At 64.9% G+C, this 19,561-nt stretch carries 23 protein-coding genes; 11 read left to right on the top strand and 12 right to left on the bottom strand.

Annotation, left to right across the window (positions count from 1 at the left end):
- Positions 1-119: 119 nt before the first annotated feature.
- The gene (locus ACYCVF_RS20605; RefSeq protein WP_459599401.1) at positions 120-1,067 is read right to left on the bottom strand and encodes a TAXI family TRAP transporter solute-binding subunit; all 948 of its coding nucleotides are present in this window, start codon (positions 1,065-1,067) and stop codon (positions 120-122) included.
- Between the two features lie 243 nt (positions 1,068-1,310).
- On the bottom strand, positions 1,311-1,790 hold the full coding sequence (locus ACYCVF_RS20600; protein ID WP_061024273.1) for a hypothetical protein: 480 nt from the start codon (positions 1,788-1,790) through the stop codon (positions 1,311-1,313).
- Positions 1,791-1,983: 193 nt separating this feature from the next.
- Here ACYCVF_RS20600 and ACYCVF_RS20595 point away from each other — a divergent pair, with 193 nt between their 5' ends.
- On the top strand, positions 1,984-2,289 hold the full coding sequence (locus ACYCVF_RS20595) for a hypothetical protein (RefSeq protein ID WP_459599399.1): 306 nt from the start codon (positions 1,984-1,986) through the stop codon (positions 2,287-2,289).
- A gap of 135 nt (positions 2,290-2,424) precedes the next feature.
- Here the strand turns inward: ACYCVF_RS20595 and ACYCVF_RS20590 are convergent, their stop codons facing one another.
- The gene (locus tag ACYCVF_RS20590; protein WP_459599397.1) at positions 2,425-3,639 is read right to left on the bottom strand and encodes a hypothetical protein; all 1,215 of its coding nucleotides are present in this window, start codon (positions 3,637-3,639) and stop codon (positions 2,425-2,427) included.
- 56 nt (positions 3,640-3,695) lie between these two features.
- A complete protein-coding gene (locus ACYCVF_RS20585) occupies positions 3,696-4,322 on the bottom strand; it encodes an NUDIX hydrolase (RefSeq protein WP_459599712.1) in 627 nt (208 codons plus the stop codon).
- Between the two features lie 68 nt (positions 4,323-4,390).
- Here ACYCVF_RS20585 and ACYCVF_RS20580 point away from each other — a divergent pair, with 68 nt between their 5' ends.
- The 4 genes from ACYCVF_RS20580 to ACYCVF_RS20565 all read left to right on the top strand — a co-directional run bounded on the left by ACYCVF_RS20580 (position 4,391) and on the right by ACYCVF_RS20565 (position 8,132).
- Positions 4,391-4,813 (top strand): PaaI family thioesterase, encoded by a 423-nt coding sequence (locus ACYCVF_RS20580; RefSeq protein WP_459599395.1) that lies wholly within the window; start codon positions 4,391-4,393, stop codon positions 4,811-4,813.
- A 201-nt stretch (positions 4,814-5,014) separates the two neighbouring features.
- A complete protein-coding gene (locus tag ACYCVF_RS20575) occupies positions 5,015-6,025 on the top strand; it encodes an aldo/keto reductase (protein WP_459599393.1) in 1,011 nt (336 codons plus the stop codon).
- Between the two features lie 15 nt (positions 6,026-6,040).
- Entirely contained in the window at positions 6,041-7,354 is a 1,314-nt protein-coding gene (locus ACYCVF_RS20570; protein WP_459599391.1) for a tetratricopeptide repeat protein, read from the top strand.
- Between the two features lie 199 nt (positions 7,355-7,553).
- On the top strand, positions 7,554-8,132 hold the full coding sequence (locus ACYCVF_RS20565; RefSeq protein ID WP_459599389.1) for a hypothetical protein: 579 nt from the start codon (positions 7,554-7,556) through the stop codon (positions 8,130-8,132).
- Between the two features lie 9 nt (positions 8,133-8,141).
- Here the strand turns inward: ACYCVF_RS20565 and ACYCVF_RS20560 are convergent, their stop codons facing one another.
- Together ACYCVF_RS20560 and ACYCVF_RS20555 are read right to left on the bottom strand one after the other, a co-directional pair.
- Positions 8,142-9,740 carry an oleate hydratase gene (locus ACYCVF_RS20560; protein WP_459599387.1) on the bottom strand — a complete coding sequence of 533 codons (1,599 nt, stop codon included), beginning with the start codon at positions 9,738-9,740 and terminating at the stop codon, positions 8,142-8,144.
- A gap of 56 nt (positions 9,741-9,796) precedes the next feature.
- A complete protein-coding gene (locus ACYCVF_RS20555; RefSeq protein ID WP_459599385.1) occupies positions 9,797-11,623 on the bottom strand; it encodes an AMP-dependent synthetase/ligase in 1,827 nt (608 codons plus the stop codon).
- Positions 11,624-11,816: 193 nt separating this feature from the next.
- Here ACYCVF_RS20555 and ACYCVF_RS20550 point away from each other — a divergent pair, with 193 nt between their 5' ends.
- Both ACYCVF_RS20550 and ACYCVF_RS20545 read left to right on the top strand, forming a co-directional pair.
- On the top strand, positions 11,817-12,020 hold the full coding sequence (locus tag ACYCVF_RS20550) for a hypothetical protein (protein WP_459599383.1): 204 nt from the start codon (positions 11,817-11,819) through the stop codon (positions 12,018-12,020).
- 4 nt (positions 12,021-12,024) lie between these two features.
- Entirely contained in the window at positions 12,025-12,333 is a 309-nt protein-coding gene (locus ACYCVF_RS20545; protein ID WP_459599381.1) for a hypothetical protein, read from the top strand.
- A 50-nt stretch (positions 12,334-12,383) separates the two neighbouring features.
- On the opposite strand, the gene ACYCVF_RS20540 is transcribed toward ACYCVF_RS20545, so the two are convergent.
- The 4 genes from ACYCVF_RS20540 to ACYCVF_RS20525 all read right to left on the bottom strand — a co-directional run bounded on the left by ACYCVF_RS20540 (position 12,384) and on the right by ACYCVF_RS20525 (position 15,501).
- Positions 12,384-13,655, bottom strand: a complete 1,272-nt coding sequence (locus tag ACYCVF_RS20540) for a flavin monoamine oxidase family protein (RefSeq protein WP_459599379.1) — start codon at positions 13,653-13,655, stop codon at positions 12,384-12,386.
- 9 nt (positions 13,656-13,664) lie between these two features.
- Complete coding sequence (locus ACYCVF_RS20535) at positions 13,665-14,372, bottom strand: RibD family protein (RefSeq protein WP_459599377.1); 708 nt, start codon at positions 14,370-14,372, stop codon at positions 13,665-13,667.
- Positions 14,373-14,391: 19 nt separating this feature from the next.
- Complete coding sequence (locus tag ACYCVF_RS20530) at positions 14,392-15,069, bottom strand: FABP family protein (protein ID WP_459599375.1); 678 nt, start codon at positions 15,067-15,069, stop codon at positions 14,392-14,394.
- A 189-nt stretch (positions 15,070-15,258) separates the two neighbouring features.
- Positions 15,259-15,501: a hypothetical protein gene (locus tag ACYCVF_RS20525; protein ID WP_459599373.1), complete on the bottom strand. Its 243-nt coding sequence runs from the start codon at positions 15,499-15,501 to the stop codon at positions 15,259-15,261.
- 296 nt (positions 15,502-15,797) lie between these two features.
- Here ACYCVF_RS20525 and ACYCVF_RS20520 point away from each other — a divergent pair, with 296 nt between their 5' ends.
- The 4 genes from ACYCVF_RS20520 (at position 15,798) to ACYCVF_RS20505 (ending at position 17,968) form a co-directional block, all read left to right on the top strand.
- The gene (locus ACYCVF_RS20520) at positions 15,798-16,343 is read left to right on the top strand and encodes a sigma-70 family RNA polymerase sigma factor (RefSeq protein ID WP_459599710.1); all 546 of its coding nucleotides are present in this window, start codon (positions 15,798-15,800) and stop codon (positions 16,341-16,343) included.
- Entirely contained in the window at positions 16,340-16,984 is a 645-nt protein-coding gene (locus tag ACYCVF_RS20515; RefSeq protein ID WP_459599371.1) for a ChrR family anti-sigma-E factor, read from the top strand. Before ACYCVF_RS20520 ends, ACYCVF_RS20515 begins: the two co-directional genes overlap by 4 nt.
- Before the next feature lie 79 nt (positions 16,985-17,063).
- On the top strand, positions 17,064-17,648 hold the full coding sequence (locus ACYCVF_RS20510) for an RNA polymerase sigma factor (RefSeq protein WP_459606604.1): 585 nt from the start codon (positions 17,064-17,066) through the stop codon (positions 17,646-17,648).
- Between the two features lie 17 nt (positions 17,649-17,665).
- Positions 17,666-17,968: a hypothetical protein gene (locus tag ACYCVF_RS20505; protein ID WP_459599367.1), complete on the top strand. Its 303-nt coding sequence runs from the start codon at positions 17,666-17,668 to the stop codon at positions 17,966-17,968.
- Positions 17,969-18,035: 67 nt separating this feature from the next.
- Here the strand turns inward: ACYCVF_RS20505 and ACYCVF_RS20500 are convergent, their stop codons facing one another.
- Positions 18,036-18,617, bottom strand: coding sequence for a DUF2177 family protein (locus tag ACYCVF_RS20500; protein ID WP_459606603.1), 582 nt, complete (start codon positions 18,615-18,617; stop codon positions 18,036-18,038).
- Entirely contained in the window at positions 18,593-19,396 is an 804-nt protein-coding gene (locus ACYCVF_RS20495) for a DUF1295 domain-containing protein (RefSeq protein ID WP_459606602.1), read from the bottom strand. The genes ACYCVF_RS20500 and ACYCVF_RS20495 overlap by 25 nt, the downstream gene beginning before the upstream one ends.
- Positions 19,397-19,561: the final 165 nt, after the last annotated feature.

Raw genomic sequence — 19,561 nt, 5'->3', positions numbered from 1 at the left:
GCGCAGACGGCCCGGGCATTTGCGTGTTCTCCGTCATTCCGGGGCGATGCGAAGCATCGAGCCCGGAATCTCGAGATTCCGGGTTCGCCCTGCGGGCGCCCCGGAATGACAGTGGAGAATTACTTGATCAGTCCCTTTTCCTTGTAATAGCGGATCGCGCCGGGATGCAGCGGAACCGGGCTGCCATTGGCTGCGGTCTCGAGCTTGATCTCCTTGCCGGCCGCATGCGCGTTGACGAGTTCGGGGAGCGACTCGTAGACCAGCTTGGTCATCTGATAGGCGAGATCGTCCGACACGGCGGAGCTCGTGACGAGATAGTTGATCACGGCCGCAGTCGGCACATCCTTGTCCTGACCGGCATAGGTGTTGGCCGGAATGATCGCGGAGACGAAGGGCGGCCCGATCTTATCGACGGTCTCCTTGGGAACCGAGACCACGGTGATCGGGCTGGAGGTCGAGAGATCCTTCAGCGAAGCGACCCCGAGCCCGGCCGATTGCAGCGTGGCGTTGAGCTGCCGGTTCTTCATGAGGTCGACGGATTCGGCGAAGGGCAGATATTCGACCTTGCCGAGATCCTTGTAGCTCATGCCGGCGGCGGCGAGGATCGCACGCGAGTTCAGTTCGGTCCCCGACTTCGGCGCACCGACCGACAAGCTCTTGCCCTTGAGGTCGGCGAGCGTCTTGATGCCGCTGTCGGCGGTCGCGACGATCTGGATGTAGTTCGGATAGATCGCACCGATGGTCCTGAGCTTGTCGAGCTTGGTCTTGAAGCCGGCCTCCTCCTCGCCGTTCCAGGCGGCTTTCAGCGAATCGCCCAGCGTGAACGCCAGTTCGCCGCGCCCCTGCTGCAGCAGGATGAGATTCTCGACCGAGGCCTTGGTGGCCTGAACCTGCGTCTTCACGTTCGGAATCTTGTCGCCATAGATCTTTCCGATCGCGACCCCGAGCGGATAGTACACGCCGGAGGTGCCGCCAGTCAGCACATTGATGAAGGATTGAGCCTGTGCGCAAGGCACCGACGCCGCCAGAGCAAGAGCCGCGGCCACGCCGAAGATCGTCCGTTTCATGGTTGTTGTTCTCCCCAAACCGGTCGCGAAATTGGCCGGATGAGGGGTGCGGGTCAACCCATCCAAAAGGCAAAACAGGACTGCGGCGAACGGCCGATCCAGCTCGACGGGAACCGGTGGGTGCGGCGAGGTGGCGCAGTCAGGAAAGGCGGGGCACCCCTCCCGCAATCTCCCCAACCCTCCCCCGCTAGCTTGCGGGGCGGGAGTTCACCGTCTGCGAGGACGATTGCGTCCAGCGCGTCCTCACTGGAACGTCATGTCCAGGCACTTCGAGATGTCGGAGCCGAGGCCGGAGGAGATGGTGATGCAGCCGCGGATTTTCTGCGCGCCGACGTCGGCGGCCCAGACCGAATAGCCGCCGGGACCGAAGAACGAATTGGTGTTCGGCGGCTCGGTCTCGGTCGCGTCGAAATCATATTTGCCGTCAGTCTCGAATATCCGCGGCTTCTTGGTGCAGCCGCCGTCGGTCTGGACGTTGATGACCTCCTTGTTGTCGCGGGTCAGCGCCAGGGAGACTTGGCAGCGGAAATATTCCGAGGTCTTGGTGTTGAAAAGATAGGTATAGGACTTGCAGGTCGCCGTGTTCAGCTTGCCGGGGGCAAGGCCGCGGCTGCACGAAATGCGCTGGTTGTGGCTGAGCTGGTAATCGTCGGCCCGAGCCGCCGGCGCCAGCGCCGTCAGCGACAATGCAGCAGCCCAGCAAAGCTTGATCACATGGCGCATCCGAATCATCCCTACCGATAATTTTGTCGAGTTGCGTTCTAGACGGAAAGCGGAACATAGTCGCGAGGGGACGAAGGGAAAATCACAAGCTGCTGGGCAAGTCGTGATGCGCTGCGGCGCTTTCGCGAATTGACCCGGACACATCGTTCGTGATTTGTTCAAGCTTCGAATGTCCCGACCGTGGGAGGATGGGATGACGGCATTTCCAATCAAGCCATTTGCAATCGTAGCCGTGCTCGGCGCATGCACAGGGCCCGCATTGGCGCAAACCGGCGCGACGCCCTGGGAGCTCAAGTCCGACATGGGCTATGCCTATGACAGGGACGGCAAGACCTTTTCCTACAAGATGGGCACCAGCAACGCCGGCGAACTCCTGAAGGGTGCCAAGAAGGTGCCGAAAGGCACGCTGTTCTTCATCGGCCAGAACGGCCAGCTCTACATGCGGAGCGGCCCTTATCTGGAGGGCGACGGCAAATTCAAGTTCGGGCCGGACCAGTAGCGTCTTGACCACGCGGCCGACCGCGCTGCCTCGCACGCGGTGACATCGTCCCGCCTTGTGCGCAATTGCGCACTGGGCCGGACGATCCAGCATCCCGGAGGCCGTTGCGATTGAAGGGTGCGGCGGGAAGAAGGGTTAAAACGCCCCCGCGAGCTCCCGCGCGCCAGCTTTGCTGCTGTTCGAGTCCATCCGCTCGTCGGTCACGGCGAGCAGCTTGGCCACCGTATTGTGGCGGATCGCGACCGGGTTGCGCTCATAGCCGCCGCGCTGGAAGAAATTCGAGGTCGGCACCCGCTCGCGCATCGCCTGCGGCATCGTCACCATGTCGAGACCGGTGCCGTCGCCGGTGAGGTTCATCATCTCGAGCTCGGCCGCGGAGAGCGGTCGGGTGTGGCCCTTGGCACGTGCGAACAGCACGGAGGTCAGCAGCTTGTGGGTCTGCAGCATCGGGCCGATGTCGATGTCGAGCACCATCGCATGCATGGCCCAGCCCTGCGGGGTGTTGCCGATCTTCTCGTGCTCCGACCAGGTGTCGGGCACCGACTTCGCATGCGCCACCATTTTCTTCAGGACAGTGAGCTTGTGCTCGAGCGCATGCCGCGCCGGGCCTGATGTCCGCGCCACCTTCTCCGAAAGCGCGCGGATGAGTTCATGGCCCTGCTCGGCCAGCAGTTCGACGCTGTTGGTGGTCAGCAGCTGGTTGTAGCCCATCGCGGTCGAGATCGCGCGCTTGCCGCCGTGCTCGATGCCCGCCTGCACGTCGTAACTGCCGGTGCCGCCGGTCTCGAACGAATAGACCCGCACCGCCTGCTCGCGTGTCAAGCCGTTGGCCAGCGCGTAGCGCGCATAGGCGCGCTTGAACTCGAGTTCGCTGGTCGGGCGCTGCGGCGTGAACTGGTAGAGCTCCTGCGCCGCGCGCAGGAAATCGGCGACCACCGGAATGGGCCTTCGGGCGGGGCGCTCGGGCGTCTCATCCGGCTCGGGGTTTACCGGCCGCTTCGGCCCGCTATAGAGCGGCGGATGCTCCAGCACGTAATCGTCGAGCGTGACCTGCTGGCCGCCCCGCCGCTTGGCGTTGCGGCCCTTCCGCTTCTCGGAGATCTGACTCCAGTAAGCGCCGGCCTCGGCGTCGAAGGCAGCGCGCGCGGCCTGATATTCCGCGAGCTTGCGGCGATATTCGAGCACGGCGGGCGAGGCCCCGCCCTGCGCGAAAAACTGCGAGAGCAGCTGGGCGTTGGCATTGCGAATCGCCGGCGAAAGCGCGTCGGCTTCAGCGCCGCGCGCGGCGGGTGAGATCAGGACGAGCGCGAATGGAACCAGCGCCAGCTTGTTTCGAATCGATTGATGCATGCTGCCCTCTTAGCAGGCACCCGGTAACCGTCACGTTAACGCGCCGTTTACCATGGTCACTTCCAGGCAAACACCGGTTGTTCCAAATCGGTGACGCGGGTATGCCGCCCCGCCAGCACTTCGCGGAACTGGTAGATCAGCGCCGCCGTCGGTGCATGGATCAGGCTCATTTGATGATGGAAGCGGACCACGCGGCGGCTGCTTTCGGGGATCGCGACGAAATCGAAAGCGTCCTCGCGCTCGATCGTGGCGAGCGCGATGCGATGCACGGAAGCAACCTCGTCCGGGTTCGGCCTGACCGCGGCGCTGTCGGAGGCCCAGACCACGACCGGCGTGATCAGATAACCGGAGCGCGTGGGATAATCGTCGAGCGTGCCGAGCACATCCGCATCGGTGAGGCGAAGGCCGAGCTCCTCGTCGAGCTCACGTAGCGCCGCTTCGACCGGCGTCTCGCCTGGATCGCAGCGGCCGCCCGGCAGCGCCCATTGACCGCGATGGGCGCGCAGATGCGACGCACGCAGCGTGAGCAGCAGCGCAGTGTCGTCGCCCTCGCTCGCGGTCAGCGCGACCGCCACCGCGGCGCGCTTCAGCGTCGCTTGCGCATCATCGTCCCGCAGACGGATGAAGGCTGCGCAGGCATCCGCGATATTCCGCCGTGTGGCATCGTCGAACGGTCTCATGATGCTTGACTACACCACGTCCGGCCACGATGAAATGCGCTCGCCAGGCCCACGCAGGAACGGACGACGACATGACCAAGGCCGCCGCAAGGCTCAAATCAGACGGCTGGACCATCCTGGAGACCACGGGCTTCCTCCACCTCGTCGGCCCCTTGTGGGAGCGCAAGATCGACGGCCATTACGAATTCGCACTCGCCACAGAGGACAAGCACCACAATCGCCGTGGCATGGTCCAGGGCGGCGTGATGATGACCTTCGCCGACCGCACCTGCGGCATGACGGCCCGCTATGTCTCCGGCAAGGAGTATCTGGCGACGGTGCAGCTCGACACCCACTTCGTCGAGGCCGGCCAGATCGGCGACGTCCTGATCTCCCGCCCCCGCGTGGTGCGCTCGACCCGCAGCCTGATTTTCATGAGCACCGAAGTCAGCGTGGACGATCGTTGCGTCGTGATGGCGAATGGCGTGTTCAAGATATTGAAGGGACCGGCGTAGGCGAAGCGGCCAGACCGGCACCGCCGCGCATCGCCGCCTCCGCTGTCATTCTCGCGAACGCCCCCACCGTCACTGCAAGCGCAGCGAAGCAATCCCAGAAATCTCCCCGCGGACGCAGCTCTGGATTTTGCTTCGCTGCGCTCGCAATGACGGAACCGGATGGCTATGCTGCGCCCCATCGCAGCGTTGAGGACCCGCCCAATGCAATACCGCCAACTCGGCCGCACCGGCCTCAAGGTTTCGCCGATCTGCCTGGGCACCATGATGTTCGGTGGGCCGACCGATGAAGCCACTTCGAAGCGGATCATCGACAAGGCACACGGCGCCGGCATCAACTTCATCGATACTGCCGATGCCTACTCGAAAGGCGCATCCGAAGAGGTGGTCGGACGCGCCATCGCCGGCAACCGCCAGGCCTGGGTGCTCGCGACGAAGCTCGCCAACCCCATGGGTAACGACCCGAACCGTGGCGGCCTGTCACGACGCTGGGTATTGCAGGCCGCCGACGAAAGCCTGACACGGCTCGGCACCGATCACATCGACATCTACTATCTGCACAAGGAAGATCACGCGACACCGCTGGAGGAGACGGTGCGCGCGATGGGCGACCTGATCCGCGCAGGCAAGGTGCGCTATTTCGGCGTCTCGAACTACCGCGCCTGGCGCGTCGCCGAGATCTGCAACATCTGCGACCGGCTCGGCATCGACCGGCCCGCGGTCAGCCAGCCCTATTACAATGCGATGAACCGCATGCCGGAGGTCGAGCACTTTCCGGCCTGTTCCTATTACGGTCTCGGCATCGTGCCCTATAGTCCTTTGGCGCGCGGCGTGCTTACCGGCAAGTACAAGCCAGATGCAGCCCCCGACAAGGAGACGCGCGCGGGCCGCAACGACACCCGCATGATGCAGACCGAATGGCGGCCGGAATCGCTTCGCCTCGCGCAGGAGATCAAAACGCACGCGGAGAAGAGGGGCGTCACCGCCGGCCAGTTCGCGGTCGCCTGGGTGCTCAACTCCGCCTTTGTCTCGTCGGTGATCGCCGGTCCCCGCACCGAGGAGCAATGGGACAGCTACATCGGCGCGCTCGACTACCGTTTCACCGCGGATGACGAGGCGCTGGTCGACCGGCTGGTGACGCCAGGCCATCCCTCCACGCCCGGCTACAACGATCCGGCCTATCCGATCGAAGGCCGCCGCGCGCGGACGGCATGAGAGCGGGAGACGACGATGGCGCTCGAAGACCGCTATGGCCTGCCGCTCTCCACCACCTCGCATGAGGCGGCCGCCGCCTATCGCGAAGGCGTTGACCTCATGCTCGCGGGCTGGACCAGCGCGGCGGAGACGCTGGAGCGCGCGATTGCGGCTGACCCCGATCTCGCGCTGGCCCATATCGCCCGCGCCCGCGTGCACGGCTTTTACCAGCAGGGCGATCTCGCCCGAGGCAAGGCGGCGCTGGCGCGCGAGTTGGCGGCGAAGCGCGGCACCGAGCGCGAGCGCTCGCATGTCGAGACGCTGGCGCTCGCGATCGAGGGCCGTCTGCCCGAGGCGATCGCATCGACGCTGAAGCACATCGACGCTTGGCCACGCGACGCCGTGGTGCTGTCGCTGCCGCTCGGCGCGTTCGGCCTGTTCGCCTTCTCCGGCATGGCCGACCACGATCGCGCCCGGCACGAGCTCTGCGAGAGGGTCGCACGGCATTATGGCGAGGACTGGTGGTTTCTCACCATGTCCGGCTGGGCGATGACGGAGAACGGCGACGTCGTGCGCGGCCGCGCCGTCACCGAGCGCGGCTTCAATCTGCGACGGGCGAATGCCCACGCCGCGCACGCAGTGCTGCATGCGATGTTCGAGGATGGATCGATCGATGAGGCCGACCGGCTCGTCGACGAATGGATCCCCACATACGACCGCGCCGGAATCCTGCACAGCCATATCCGCTGGCATCAGGCGCTCGGTGCGCTCGAACATGGCGATGCGGCACGCGCGCTGTCGATCTATGCCGACGTGATTCAGCCCTCCGCCACGCAGGCGCCGCCGCTCAACGTCGTCACCGACAGCGCCTCGCTGCTCTGGCGCGTGTCGGCCTACGGCCATGCCGTGCCGAAGGCACTTTGGCGGGACGCCGACGCCGCCGCGCAAAAGCTGTTTCCGAAGTCGAGCCTGTCCTTTGCCGACGTCCACATGGCTCTGTTCGCAGCTGCAACGCAGAACCGCGAGGCGCTCGCCGCGCGCCTTGGCGCGATCGAGCAGCGGCTCGCTGACGACAAGCTGCCGGCCGGTCCCGTGGTCCCGGCAATCTGCCGCGCGCTCGCGGCTTTCGCCGATGAGGATTACGGGACTTGCGTCCAGGTGCTCGCGCCGGTCCTCGGAGAGGTCGTCCGTATCGGCGGCAGCCACGCCCAGCGCGAGCTGATCGAGGACACGTATATTGTCGCGCTCATGCGCAGCGGTCAGCTGCCTCGCGCCCGCGCCGTGCTGGAGGCCCGCCTCCACCGCCGGCCCTCACTTCGAGATGCGCGCTGGCAGGCGGCAATCAGCTAGCTCCGCCACGAAAAAAACACCGCCCTGATGGCATGTGCCGATCGGACGGGTTGGGGCGATTGAGGCGAATCGCCGTGGGGGTGGCGCGGTGGTATTCCAGTCGGGAATCGAACAAACGGGATCGCAACCAATTTGCGGTTCGATGGTTGCCGGACGGAACCTTTCCGCCGCCACGGCCCTCCGGCATACGAGCCCGACGATGCGCCTCTGCCGACCAGTCCTCGCCGCCTTGAGCATGGCCCTGGCAAGTCCTTGTTTTGCCGAGACTTCCAAGCCCCTCCCGGTCAACAATCCGCAGCCGCAGCAGAACGCCTTCATCGATCTCCTGGCGCTGATCTCCGGTCACTGCAAGACGTTCAAGGTCGCAGGCCGCACCTATGCTTGCAAGACCGTAGCCTACGCCCACGGCGACAAGGGCCGGGTCAATTTCGCGGTCGCAGTCGACGATCCCGCAGATGCGAACCACGTCGTGTCGTTCTCCGGGGAGAACGGCAAGCGCGCCGACGACAATTCCTACGAGTTGCCGATCGACCGTATGCTGCTCAATTCCAAGGACCGCCCCCGCGTCGACGGCCTGCCGGTGCCGGCCGAGCAGACCTCCACCGGCGTCTGCCGCCAGACCGGCAATTTCGCCGCCAGGAAGGTGAACGACGTCACCTGCTCGGCAACCGACAACCAGGGCCGAAAATACGAGCTCTTGTTCGTCTCCGACGGAACGCCGGTCAGCGTACGCCGCATCCGCCAATCGGCACCGTCGATCCAGGACCCGTTCAAGTAACTCCATCCATCACGCGAATGCCTTTTCCAGCGTCGCGAAGATCACGGCGAGCGACTTGTCGTGCCGCGTCACCGGCGGCACAGGGCGGTCGATCTTCATCAGCTGATAGACCGCCATCTGCGCCGCGCGCACCGAATATTCGACGGTGAACACGACGTCGTCGGGAATCTCGACGAACTGGCTGACGAAGGCGAGATTCACCGAATTGCTCGGCACGGGCAGCGGCCGGTCGGTGATGCTCCGCGGCATGAACATGCTGGTGATGTAGGGCATGCGGCAGGGAATGCAGATCGCATCCTCGAACACTGTGGGATCGAAGTTCAGGTGACCGCAGAGCTCCTTCAGGATTTCGGCGCCGCTGCAATCGGACATCGGCTTGCCGACGAAGTTGCCGACGCGATCGGGATGCAGCGCATAGCCCCAGAACACCTGCACGTTCTTCGGCTGTCCGGCGAAATGCGGCTGGTGATAGAGCACGACCGACATCAGCCAGTTGGAATCCTTGAACGTGACGAGCCCGCCGGTGCCGGCCCTGTTGCCGGAGAAGGCTTCCATCCGCTCGAAGAACCGTGCATCGCGGCAGGTGGCCGTGAAGGACAGCCAGTATGATTCCGGGATCGAAGCGTTGAACGCCGACGGATTGCCGAATTCGGGGCGTCCTTTCGCGATCGTCTCCCACAGCGCCCAGCCCTGACTGTCGGCCTTGGTCAGGCGCGGCGGCGGCTCGGTCATCGAGCCCAGGCTCGAGGCATCTGTCATCGAGCCGTTCTGGAAGAAGACGAGATCGCCGTCCTCGAGGCGGACGTTGGCGGTGCGGCCGTCGCGATCGAGCACGAGCTGGCGCACACGCACACGTCCGGCCTCGTCTTCGAGCGTCATGTCGGTGACGCGGGTGCCGCGCACGAATTGCACACCCTGGCGTTTCAGCCAGTCGGCAAGCGGCCGTACGATCGCGTCATACTGATTGTAGACCGTGCGCTTGACGCCGGCGAGGGTTTCGATGCGCGGGAATTCGTTCATGAAGCGGTGCAGATAGCGCTTCAGCTCCACCGCGCTATGCCAGGGCTGGAAGGCGAAAGTGGTCTGCCACATGTACCAGAAATTGGACTCGAAGAACTTCGGCGACAGCCAGTCGGTGATGCGGCTGTTGCCGAGGGTCTCCTCCGAAGCCTCGGTGAGCCGCAGCAGCTCGAGCCGGTCGCGTGCGGAGAAGCCCATGTGGGAGACGTCGATCTTGAAGCGGTTGCGGTCGACCAGCCGCGCCCTGGAGTGCGCCGGATTCTCCACGTTGAACGCGACGGTCTCGTCCCGCACGCTCAGGCCCGGACGCTTGAGCGAAGGAATGCTCGAGAGCAGATCCCAGGTGCATTCGTAATGGTCGGTGGTGAGCATGCGTCCGCCGCGCAGCGAGTAGGCGCCGTTCGCGAGCTGCGCGCCGTCCAGGCTGCCCCCGACCAACGGCTGCGCCTCGTAGATCACGATGTCGCGGCCCGGCAGCTGCGCATCGCGGACGAGAAACGCTGCGCCCGCGAGCGATCCAATGCCGCCGCCGATGAAATACGCCTTCATGACCTGCCTCGATTCTTCATTCCAATCTCGCGGCGACACTGCATCCGGCGGATGCGGTCAAGGTTGCGCTGGATCAAAGGCGAGGCGAGGCGGAATCACGTCGACGTTATCGCCACCGGCTTCTTGGCGTAGATCTGCTCGATCTCCGCGGCGAAGCGGCGCTCGAGCGCGGGGCGCTTGTTCTTCAGCGTCGGCGTGAGCAGGCCGCCAGCAATGGTCCACGGATCCAGCGTCCACCATACCGCGCGCGGTGTTGCGTAGGACGGATAGGCCTTCACGGCGGCCGCTATTCTGGCCAGCAGCGCCGCCCGTTCCGCCGCGGCGCCTTGCTTGCCGCTCGCCGCGAGCTTTTCCTTCTCCTGCACCCAGGCTCTTGCATTCAGCACGACCAACGCGGCAAGGAATGGCCGCCGTTCGCCGATCACCAACGCCTGCTCGAACAAGGGATCGGCGACGATTGCGGTTTCCAGATCAACCGGCGCGATCTTCTCGCCGGTTGAGGTGACCAGGATGTCCTTGATGCGACCGGTGATGGTGATGCGCCCATTCTCGATTCGGGCTTGATCGCCGGTGTGCAGCCAGCCGTCGGCTTGCTTGACCCTGCGCGTCTCCTCCGGCTTGTGCCAGTAGCCAAGCATCACGCTCGGCCCGCGAACGAGCAGCTCGTCGAGCTCGCCCAGCCTGACCTCCAGACCGTCCAGGACGCGGCCGACGGAGGACGGATCGTTGTCGTCGGGCGTATTGACGGAAACGACCGGCGAGGTCTCGGTCATGCCGTAGCCCTGAAGGATGTCGAGCCCGAGCGCTAGAAACAGGCGGATGACCGGCTCCGCGATCGGCGCGCCGCCGGAGACCGCAACGCGCAGGCGCCCGCCGAACTGGGCCAGCACCTTGTCGGCGACGAAACGCTTCAGGAGCGGCCAGGTGAGCCGGTCGAACAGCGCCGGCGAGCCGCGACGCTGCCGCGCCTCGAAGCGCCGGCCGCCGACGGCAAGCGCAAGATCGAGCAGCGCGCGTTCTGCGCCGCCGGCCGCCGCGCGATGTTGCATGATCAGAGCGTAGATGCGCTCATAGATGCGCGGCACCGAGACGAGCACCGTCGGCCGCACCGCTTTCAGGTCCTCCGCGAGCTGCGGCACCGAGCGCGCATAGGCGACGCAGGCGCCGACCGCGATCGGATAGTAATAGCCGCCGGTACGCTCGAAGGTGTGGGAGAGCGGCAGGAACGACAGGAAGACGTCGTTCGGCACGGCCGCGATGCGTCGCGCGACGGCCTTCACATTGGCGACGATGTTCTCGTGCGACAGCATCACGCCCTTGGGCCGGCCGGTCGTGCCCGAGGTGTAGACGATGGCGGCAAGATCGTCCGGCTCGACCGCGACGTCAGCTAACGGCGCGGCTGCGTCCGGCGCGGCCGCGAGCCAGCGGTCGAGCGCGACGATGCGGGCGTCGGCAGCAGTGAGCCCCGCCGCATCCGCGCAGACGATGCGCTTGAGATGGTCGAGCGGCTGGCCGGTGGCGGTGATCGCCTGCCAGCGCGACAGCGTATCCACGAACAGCAGCAGCGCGCCGGAATCGGCGAGGATGTAGGCGATGCTGTCCGGGTTGTCGACGGCATGCATCGGCACCGGCACGAGCCCGCGCGACAGCGCCGCCTGATCCATCGCGATGTGCGCGATGCCGTTCGGCATCAGGATGGCGACACGCTCGCCCGGCGCGAAATCCTCCGCCGCCAGCGCGCGCCGCCAACGCTCGAACTCCGCGTCGATCTCCTGCCAGGACTTGCCGATCCAGCATCCCGCCGCCGCGTCGAAATGACGATAGGCCTCGGCCGCCGGGGTCGCACCCACGCGCCAACGCAGCAGCTCCGGAAGCGTGGTCACGTCGGCAAGCCCATGCGGTTGACTGATCGGCTGTGACATGGCGTCCTTTCGATAGCTTCGATTCCCATGGAGTTGGGGAGACTAGGCCGGCCGGCCCTGGACGCGTTGATCTTCAGCAAACCGGCCAGGCTTCAACGGCGCGATGCTCGCCTCGCTCTCCGGGCGCCACCACTTCCTTCATTCCTATCCGTGAAGAGAATCGCGATGACGCTGTCGAATCTCGACGGCACATTTGCGAGTCGTCGCCAACAATGCGACGCGATCGCGGCAATCGCGGCAAGGTGATGGCGACATCGCGATCGAGCCGGTGCTGCGACAATGCTTCCTGCCACCCGTGCTTCGTCCCGAACTGGAACCGCTGCGTCGTTTCGACGCCCGCACCGGCCGGAACGCGCAACATCCTCATGTGTTGTCTCGCGACATTCAACTGGAGTGATGACATGAAGTATCTCTTTGTCGCGATGGTCGTCGGTGCTGCGGCGCTGGCTGGCGGATCGACGGCGAATGCAGCCAACAGGGACGGCGCCAAGCAGCACGCGCAAGAAAGCCAGTCGACCGATATCAGCGCGCACCGCAGGAATTGGCACCACCGCCATCATCATTGGCGGCATCATCATGGCCATTATCGGCCCCACTACCGAAGCTACGGCTACTATCCGCGGCACCATGGCTACTATGGCGGTGGGCCGTACGGATATCACCGCGGCGGCCCCGGCGTGACGTTCAGCTTCGGCGGCGGACGCTGGTAAGACATAAGACAATGAGACAAGAGGCCCGCAGAGATGCGGGCCCTCTTTTTTTATCCCCGCAAGATCAGCGTCGCCGTCTCCAGGCCGCTTGCTAGCGCCGCCTCAACCGTCCCCATGTCACGGCCCCGATAGAGCGCTTCGCCGGAAAGCAGCACCAAGCCGTCGGCGTGCGCCAGGACCGTCTGCGCCTCGCGCGTTCGCGGCGTCGCCCAGGAATAGGCACCGCGGGCAAAGGGATCGTGCGCCCAGTTGATCGCAGCCGACGCCACGAGATCGCGCGCAATATCCTGGCGTGAGCGCTTGAAGATGGCGGCGAGCGAATCGAGCCCGGCATCGATCAGTGCTTGCGAATCGAGCGCCGCCAGCTCCGCCGTGCGCGGCCCGCCGAACCAGCCGGTGAGCAGCGGTTGCTGGTCCGGATACCGGGTCCACCACACCGGAATCCTCGCGTCAGACAACAGGAAGGTCATGTCCGCGAGATCCTCCTTGCGCTCGCGCCACCATGGCCGCGCGAAGCGAAGCAGGATCTTGATGACGTTGCCGAAGCCGATGTCGTCGGCGGCGGCAAGCTTCGTGCGCGTGCCTGCCGGCAGCGCGATCTCGCGCAGCAGCGGCAGCGGCACGGTGAGGATCACGCGATCGCAAGCATGCACGTCGCCGCCGGCACAGCGAACGGTCACCGCACCGCCATCCTCCGCGATGGCCGACACGGCGCAGCCGAGGCGGATATTGGCGCCGTACCTGCGGCAGTCGGCCGCCATCGCGTCGATCAGCACGCCGTATCCGCCATTGATGCGCGCCTGCGGAGCGTGTCCGCCATCCATCCATTCCGCGCGCAGCGCCAGCGTGGACGCGCGCTCAGGATCGGCCGCGTCATAACCTTCGACCATCCGTTCGATCGAACGGCGCATCGGCGCATAGTCATTCCCGGAGAAATGCCGGCGCAGGAAGTCGGCGACCGTGAAGTCGTCCTTCAACTCCCGCAGCACGACCTGGAGCTCCGCCTCATGAAGATCGTGGCGATGGTGGCGGGAAAACGTCGTGCCGTCAAAGCTCCACTGCTCGCCTTCGATCTCCCGAAGCGACAGCCCGGCCTCGCGCAGGAGCGCGCGCGTGACCGGCGCCTCGCCATGGACGAATTCAGCACCGCCATCGGCGGGATAGCCGAACTCCGCGGGCGACAGCGGATGAATGCGGCCGCCGCAGCGCAAGCGCGCTTCCAGGATCGTCACCTTCCTGCCGGCGCGTGCCAGCTCGCGCGCCGCCATCAGCCCGGCCGCGCCGGCGCCGACAATGACGATGTGCTCGGATGTATCGGACATCGCCGCGACTCACCGGCTCGCGGTTTGAGGCTCGTTCTTGATCAGATATCGCAGCAGCAGGACGCCGCCGCCGAGCTCCCGCGTGCTCTCCAGCGTCATCGCGGCGATCGGCGCGCGCTTGTCGCTATCCGCCTCCGTGGAATCGAACACGAAGGGTGCACCCTTTGCGCCGTCGATTGCGGGGCTGAGGATCAGGTTGAACTCGTCGATGAGACCGGCGCGCAGGAACGCGCCATTGGCGACGCCGCCGCCCTCGACCAGCAGACGCTTCACGCCGAGCTCGCGGACCAGAATGTCCAGCGTCAGCTCCAGGTCGATCTCGGATTTGCCGGCGAAAATATAGGACACGCCCTCGCCGCGCAGCCCGGCGAGATGCGAATCCGGGACGTTCTCGGTCAGCACGACGACGATCGGGTCGCCGCCGATGTCCGAGCGCCCCCAGCCGATCTTGCCGTGGGCATCGAGCACGACGCCATAGGTCTTCGCATCGCGCCGCGCGAACCAGTTCTCGCGCGGGAACGTCGCGTCCGCCGTGGGATAGGGTTTGCCCTTGGCGAATTCCGCCCCGGTGACGCGACCGATCACCCAGGCATCGCCGCCGAGTTCGTCATGGACTTTCTCGAACCAGTCCGTGCCGGCACCCTTGGGACGCCAGCGGCTGGGATGCGTACGGCCGTCGAGGCTGGAATGCATCAAACAGATGACATGCGGTTTCATGAAATCCTCCGGGCAGCACTCAGGCCGCGGATCCATCATCAGCTGCTGCAGTCTCCCTGGCGCGATCGTTCACGATCGCCGCCAGCGGGTTCTGCTTCGGCGGTGCGACGAGCTGGAGCGTGTTGGTGTCGCGATGGTTGAACGGCGCGCCGCGCACGAACAACTCGGTCTGGATCAGATAGGCCCAGCTGCCGTCGTCGTTGAATGTGATGTCGCAGCGGTAGGCATCGGTGCGGAAGGCCTGTTCCAGAAAATCGGTCGAGCAAATCCCGTAAGCGGTGTCGCCGCGCTTGGCCGTGACCGTGATTGTCCTGTTATCGGGCCCCGCCTTGCCCGAGGCCAGCAGCACCTGGCCGCGCGGGATCGCCAGCGTCTGCATGATCAAGCCGGTCGCGGGCTCCCACAGCCAATAGCCGACCTGGTCGTGGAAGGTGATGTCTTCCTCGGGCGTGTTGATGTGGATGTGATAGCGCAGCCCGTACAGCAGCTGCGGCCCGTTGGCCTGCGGATCGATCGGGTCCATGCGGATGCGCTCGATGAAGGTTCGCCGCTCCGGCCCTTCTGCCTTCGGATTGATGTCGATGCCCTTGTCCGCCTGCCAGGTGCCGGCGAGCCGCCGCAGCGGGCCGAGATTGGCAAGGCCGTCGGGCGAGACGTCCTCGGGCTCGGTGAAGATATCGGCGGGAATGGGGAGCATGGAGGCCTCGCGGGATTGCAGAGGCCAGCCATATCACAGACAGGCGCGGCGTGAATTCAACTCATGCCCCGACAAGCGCCGGAGGCATTCGAGCCATGCGATGCTGCGCCTTGCACCCTGTTCTGCTCCCAAGCGGCAACAAGCCGGGCGGCCAAATCGTTGACGTGCGAGCGTAACGGCGAACCGCTATCAAGCCGCTTCTGACGCCTTCGCCCGCTGCTCCAGCACGCCGATCGTCGCGACCAGATTGTCGCGTCGGGCGCGCAGGTTGAGCGCGAGAAGCGGATAGGTCGGCTGGTTCACGTCGAACACTCCGGCTCGAGCTTCCTCTTCGAGGATGTCGGTATTCAAGAGCCGAACGCGCCACCACAAATCGGCGATCAACGCATCGAGCCGGAGTTCTCCGGCACCAGAACGGGACATTTCCTGCATCGCTTGCCTCAATCTGAAACGGCCTCCTCCGCCGAGGCCTGACTTTGGTCCTCACTGAGCAAGTCGAGTGCCAGGCGCGGGCCCGTGCGCGGCCTGGCGCTCCGGAACCGATGATCGAGCCTTTCGCAGTGATCTGGCGCCAGTTCCCGGTCGTTCTCAGCCCAGAGGTCGCTTGTCGAGGCGCTATGATCGCTGCTATCCGGGCTAGAGATGTGCCAATCTGGGCTGAAGCCGGTTTGCCCCGGAGGGGTGAGGCGCGGCTGTCGATTGGTGCGAGCAAAGGGCCAAAGGCAAAGGTGGATTGGGCTGATTTGATCGGACGCGTCGCCGCTCACGGTGACCGGGCCGCTTTCAAGCGGTTGTTTGAGCATTTCGCGCCCCGCATCAAAGGGCTGATGCAGAAAGCCGGGTGCAGCTCCGACGAGGCGGAAGAGATCGCCCAGAACGCCATGATTGCAGTGTGGCGGAAGGCCAACCAGTTCGATCCGGCGAGCGCGGGCGCAGCGGCCTGGATATTCACGATCGCCCGCAATCTGCGGATCGATTTGTTCCGCCGCAGAGCGCGGTCAGACCGTCTGCAAGCAGATTCCGAGCTGCCCGATACACCGGATCCAGCCGAGCCGGCCGATGCCATCATTTCGCGCGGGCAAGATGCCGCACGAATCGCGTCGGCCATCAAGCAACTCTCGACGGAGCAATCCATGGTGGTGAGGCTGTCCTTCATCGAGGAAAGGGCGCACCCGGAAATCGCGAACCAGCTCGGGATTCCGCTCGGGACGGTCAAGTCTCGGATCAGACTGGCGATGAACCGGTTGAGAGACATATTGGACGAAGAAGCATGACGATCAGCCACCATCCGCCTGAAGATCTTCTGGCCGATTTCGCGGCCGGCAAGCTGGAAGAGGCCCATCAGCTGGTCGTAGGGGTGCATGTGGCGGGATGTGCCCGGTGTGCTCGTTTCGTGCAAGCCATCGAGCAGCTTGCCGGCGCTGCGCTGGAGGATGTCGAGCCGGTGCCGATCGCGCCAGATGCGTTCGATCGCGTCATGTCGCGAATTGGCGCTTCTCGGGATGACGCACCGGAGCAGGCCCCCCTTGCGTCCGCCGCCGACCATGATCTTCCGCCGGCACTGCGAAAATATCGCATCGGCAAGCGCCGGCGTATCGCGCCGGGTCTGAGCATGCGGCCGATCGAGCTGTCCAGTCCAGGCACGGCGCGCGCCTTTCTGCTTCGGTCCGCGCCGGGCTCGCGCATGCTTGAACACACTCACACCGGCACCGAACTGACCCTCGTGCTCGAGGGCAGCTTCAGTCACGAGGGCGGGCGCTTCGGTCCCGGCGATTTCGATTACGGCGATGACGAGGTCGATCATCGTCCTATCGTCGGCAACGAGGGCCCATGCGTCTGCCTGGTCGCGATGACCGGCGATCTGCGCATGAACGGTCTTCTCGGACGATTGATCGGACCGTTCGTGCGGCTTTGATTCTCTCGAGTCCTTCTCCCGCGAGGTGATCCGGACCCGTGCCCGGAGCGTTTCGAAACAAACGCAAGGGAGACAGGACATGGCCGGTTCAAGCCTGGCGAGTCAGGTGCCGAGCGAAAGGCTGCCTGAACTGCTGGCACGCGTTTCCGCAGGCGAGACACGTGCTTTCGTAGAGCTCCACGCGTTGACACGAGGTCGGCTGCGCAGGATAGCGCTGGCCGTTGGATCCTCGCCTCACGAGGTCGACGACATCCTCCAGGAAACCTTTCTGAAGATCTGGCGCAAGGCTGACTGGTTCGATCCCGGACGCGCCCCGGCGATGGCCTGGATGTCCGCGATCGTCCGGAATACCGCAATCGATCATCGGCGGACCAGAAGGCAAGCAACTTACGAATTGAACGAAGCGCTCCTGGTTCCGGCAGGGGCCGACCCGTCAGCGATCGAGGATTTCGACTACGCCAGCGCAGAACCGATCGCGCGCGGAGCGTTGGCTCGTTTGCCGGAAGATCGCCGCCGGCTGGTGGCTCTGGCCTATCTCGAAGGCGAGAGCCGCGCCAGCCTGTCACGACGCTTCGGTGTACCGGTCGGCACCATCAAGACCTGGCTTCACCGAACCATTCTGGCGGTGCGCAAGGATTGCCTTGCGGCATCGGCCGCGGCCTGACTCCGGAGAGCGCGATCATGGCCGCAGAGATCATCGCGTTTCCCGAGCCCGATCGCGGGGACCGGATCGTCTCTTCGATCGCACGGCTCGAAGCGGTTTTGAGGGACGTCGAACGTGTTGCAGCCGACGATCCCGGAGCCGGCATCGATCGGCTACTTGCTGCCATGGAGCGCATGAGCGATCAACTGGTCGATCTCGCGTGCCTCTTGCTCGACGAAGATGCGAAGCTGCAGGCTCAAGGCGCATTCATCTCCTTGTCCGACAAGATCGCGGAAACCCGCGAGACGTTCGACCTGCTCGGAATACCAAGGCATACCTGATTCAACTCCGACGGCACGCATGCTCCAAGGTCGATTCAGCTCTGTCGTGCTGAATGTCAGGGATTGCTCAGTGCGCCAGCTTCTGAGCAACGAGGAATCCGACCCAGGCGCTGACGCCGGCGAGGAGCGATCCCCAGCAAACGTCCGCAAGTGTCAGCCCGGTCGACCAATTCCGCAGGGTCGCCTGGTTGGTGAGATCATAGGTCGCATAGGTGAAGCAGCCGAGCATCAAGCCGGACGTGAAGGCACGCAATGCGCTCCCGTCTTGCTGCGCCGGCAGCACGGCGAACCAGATCAAACCGATGGGATAAAGCAAATAGAATGCTGCCGCAGCCGCCAGATTCGGCTCGGCCCGCAACATGTCACCGAGCACCGGCCGGTAAAGCCGTTCGACCATGATATTGAGCCAGACCATGTCGATTGCAACGAAGGTCACGGCCACCGAAAAATAGGTGAAGAGAAGGTTCATATCCGATCCCTGTGCGATTTGGTCCGGCCGGTTCGTCGAGCGGCCGATCAAACAACGAGCGGCGAGCCACGCCGGATCACATCCGCGCATTCGCGCCCGTTTGTTCGCGGGCCAGCCGACAGCCCGAATCCCTTCGCGCCGCAACGCCCGGCTCGTCACTGTGCCCGTTTCGGCAGCCATGGGAAGAACGCATTGGTTCGCGTCTGATACTCCCGATACCGGTCGCCGCGCGATTGCAGCATCTGCTCCTCGAGCGGGGGTATCCCCGTCACATGCGCGAGTATCCAGTACATGATCGCTGGCGCCGCCAGGCTGGCCCAACCCCATGCATATCCGGGCGACAGCGCGATGACCGAGTAAGCACACCACCCCAGCCATTTGAAGAAATAGTTCGAATGACGCGACCACCGCCAAAGGCCGACATCGCAGACGAGTCCGGCGTTGGATCGGCAGTGCTTGAACCGGCGCAGTTGGCGGTCCGCCAATGCCTCGCCTGTGACGGCTGCCAGAATGACGGCGGCTCCGGCGTAGTCCTGCAGTCGCAGTCCGGGCTCGGGTGCGTGCGCCGCGAGGAAGACGGCGAACGGCAGCGGCACCGAGATCAGCGCCTGCGATTGCAGGAAAAGGAACATCCGGCGAGGGGCCGCAGCCTCCCATTGACGCGCATAGTTCGCATACCGTGGATCGTCGATGCCTGCTGCGGCCCGGCGCGCAATGTGCGTGCCTAGTCGCACCGACCAAAGCAGCACGAGGCTTCCGACGAGCACCTGGCGTTCCGGCGCGCCGGCATCGAGAGGCCACAGGGCGGCGCCGGCGCCAACGAGGCCGGTCGCGTAGGACCAGATTGCATCAACCCATCCGGAATTCCCCGTGCGCTGCTGAACGACCCAAGCCAGTCCCATCAGGACACAAAGGGCCAGCGCGATGCCGCCTAATGCCTGAACATGCACCAAAGCCATGCCATCACCGGAATTGACCTGTCCTCGATACGTCCGCTGCAGGAGCTGGTTTCGCCTTCGGCGGCAGGCTGCCGATGATCAGCAAGGTGATCCGCGCCGTCCCGCCGAACGTTTCCTTGCGCAGCGACCGTTTCAAGTACCGTATTGACGGTATCCAGTGGGGGC

This window comes from Bradyrhizobium cedriense (assembly GCF_054602315.1).
Note: the sequence above shows the minus strand (reverse complement) of the source record. Positions and strands in the feature narration are given on the sequence as shown.

Coding starts and splice junctions, on each gene's coding strand:
- ACYCVF_RS20570 (WP_459599391.1), top strand. CDS start 6,041: ATGGCGCTCGAAGACCGCTATGGCCTGCCGCTCTCCACCACCTCGCAT.
- ACYCVF_RS20515 (WP_459599371.1), top strand. CDS start 16,340: ATGACGATCAGCCACCATCCGCCTGAAGATCTTCTGGCCGATTTCGCG.
- ACYCVF_RS20510 (WP_459606604.1), top strand. CDS start 17,064: ATGGCCGGTTCAAGCCTGGCGAGTCAGGTGCCGAGCGAAAGGCTGCCT.
- ACYCVF_RS20545 (WP_459599381.1), top strand. CDS start 12,025: ATGAAGTATCTCTTTGTCGCGATGGTCGTCGGTGCTGCGGCGCTGGCT.
- ACYCVF_RS20600 (WP_061024273.1), bottom strand. CDS start 1,790: ATGCGCCATGTGATCAAGCTTTGCTGGGCTGCTGCATTGTCGCTGACG.
- ACYCVF_RS20580 (WP_459599395.1), top strand. CDS start 4,391: ATGACCAAGGCCGCCGCAAGGCTCAAATCAGACGGCTGGACCATCCTG.
- ACYCVF_RS20495 (WP_459606602.1), bottom strand. CDS start 19,396: ATGGCTTTGGTGCATGTTCAGGCATTAGGCGGCATCGCGCTGGCCCTT.
- ACYCVF_RS20525 (WP_459599373.1), bottom strand. CDS start 15,501: ATGCAGGAAATGTCCCGTTCTGGTGCCGGAGAACTCCGGCTCGATGCG.
- ACYCVF_RS20500 (WP_459606603.1), bottom strand. CDS start 18,617: ATGGCTGCCGAAACGGGCACAGTGACGAGCCGGGCGTTGCGGCGCGAA.
- ACYCVF_RS20555 (WP_459599385.1), bottom strand. CDS start 11,623: ATGTCACAGCCGATCAGTCAACCGCATGGGCTTGCCGACGTGACCACG.
- ACYCVF_RS20605 (WP_459599401.1), bottom strand. CDS start 1,067: ATGAAACGGACGATCTTCGGCGTGGCCGCGGCTCTTGCTCTGGCGGCG.
- ACYCVF_RS20575 (WP_459599393.1), top strand. CDS start 5,015: ATGCAATACCGCCAACTCGGCCGCACCGGCCTCAAGGTTTCGCCGATC.
- ACYCVF_RS20530 (WP_459599375.1), bottom strand. CDS start 15,069: ATGCTCCCCATTCCCGCCGATATCTTCACCGAGCCCGAGGACGTCTCG.
- ACYCVF_RS20565 (WP_459599389.1), top strand. CDS start 7,554: ATGCGCCTCTGCCGACCAGTCCTCGCCGCCTTGAGCATGGCCCTGGCA.
- ACYCVF_RS20535 (WP_459599377.1), bottom strand. CDS start 14,372: ATGAAACCGCATGTCATCTGTTTGATGCATTCCAGCCTCGACGGCCGT.
- ACYCVF_RS20540 (WP_459599379.1), bottom strand. CDS start 13,655: ATGTCCGATACATCCGAGCACATCGTCATTGTCGGCGCCGGCGCGGCC.
- ACYCVF_RS20595 (WP_459599399.1), top strand. CDS start 1,984: ATGACGGCATTTCCAATCAAGCCATTTGCAATCGTAGCCGTGCTCGGC.
- ACYCVF_RS20590 (WP_459599397.1), bottom strand. CDS start 3,639: ATGCATCAATCGATTCGAAACAAGCTGGCGCTGGTTCCATTCGCGCTC.
- ACYCVF_RS20505 (WP_459599367.1), top strand. CDS start 17,666: ATGGCCGCAGAGATCATCGCGTTTCCCGAGCCCGATCGCGGGGACCGG.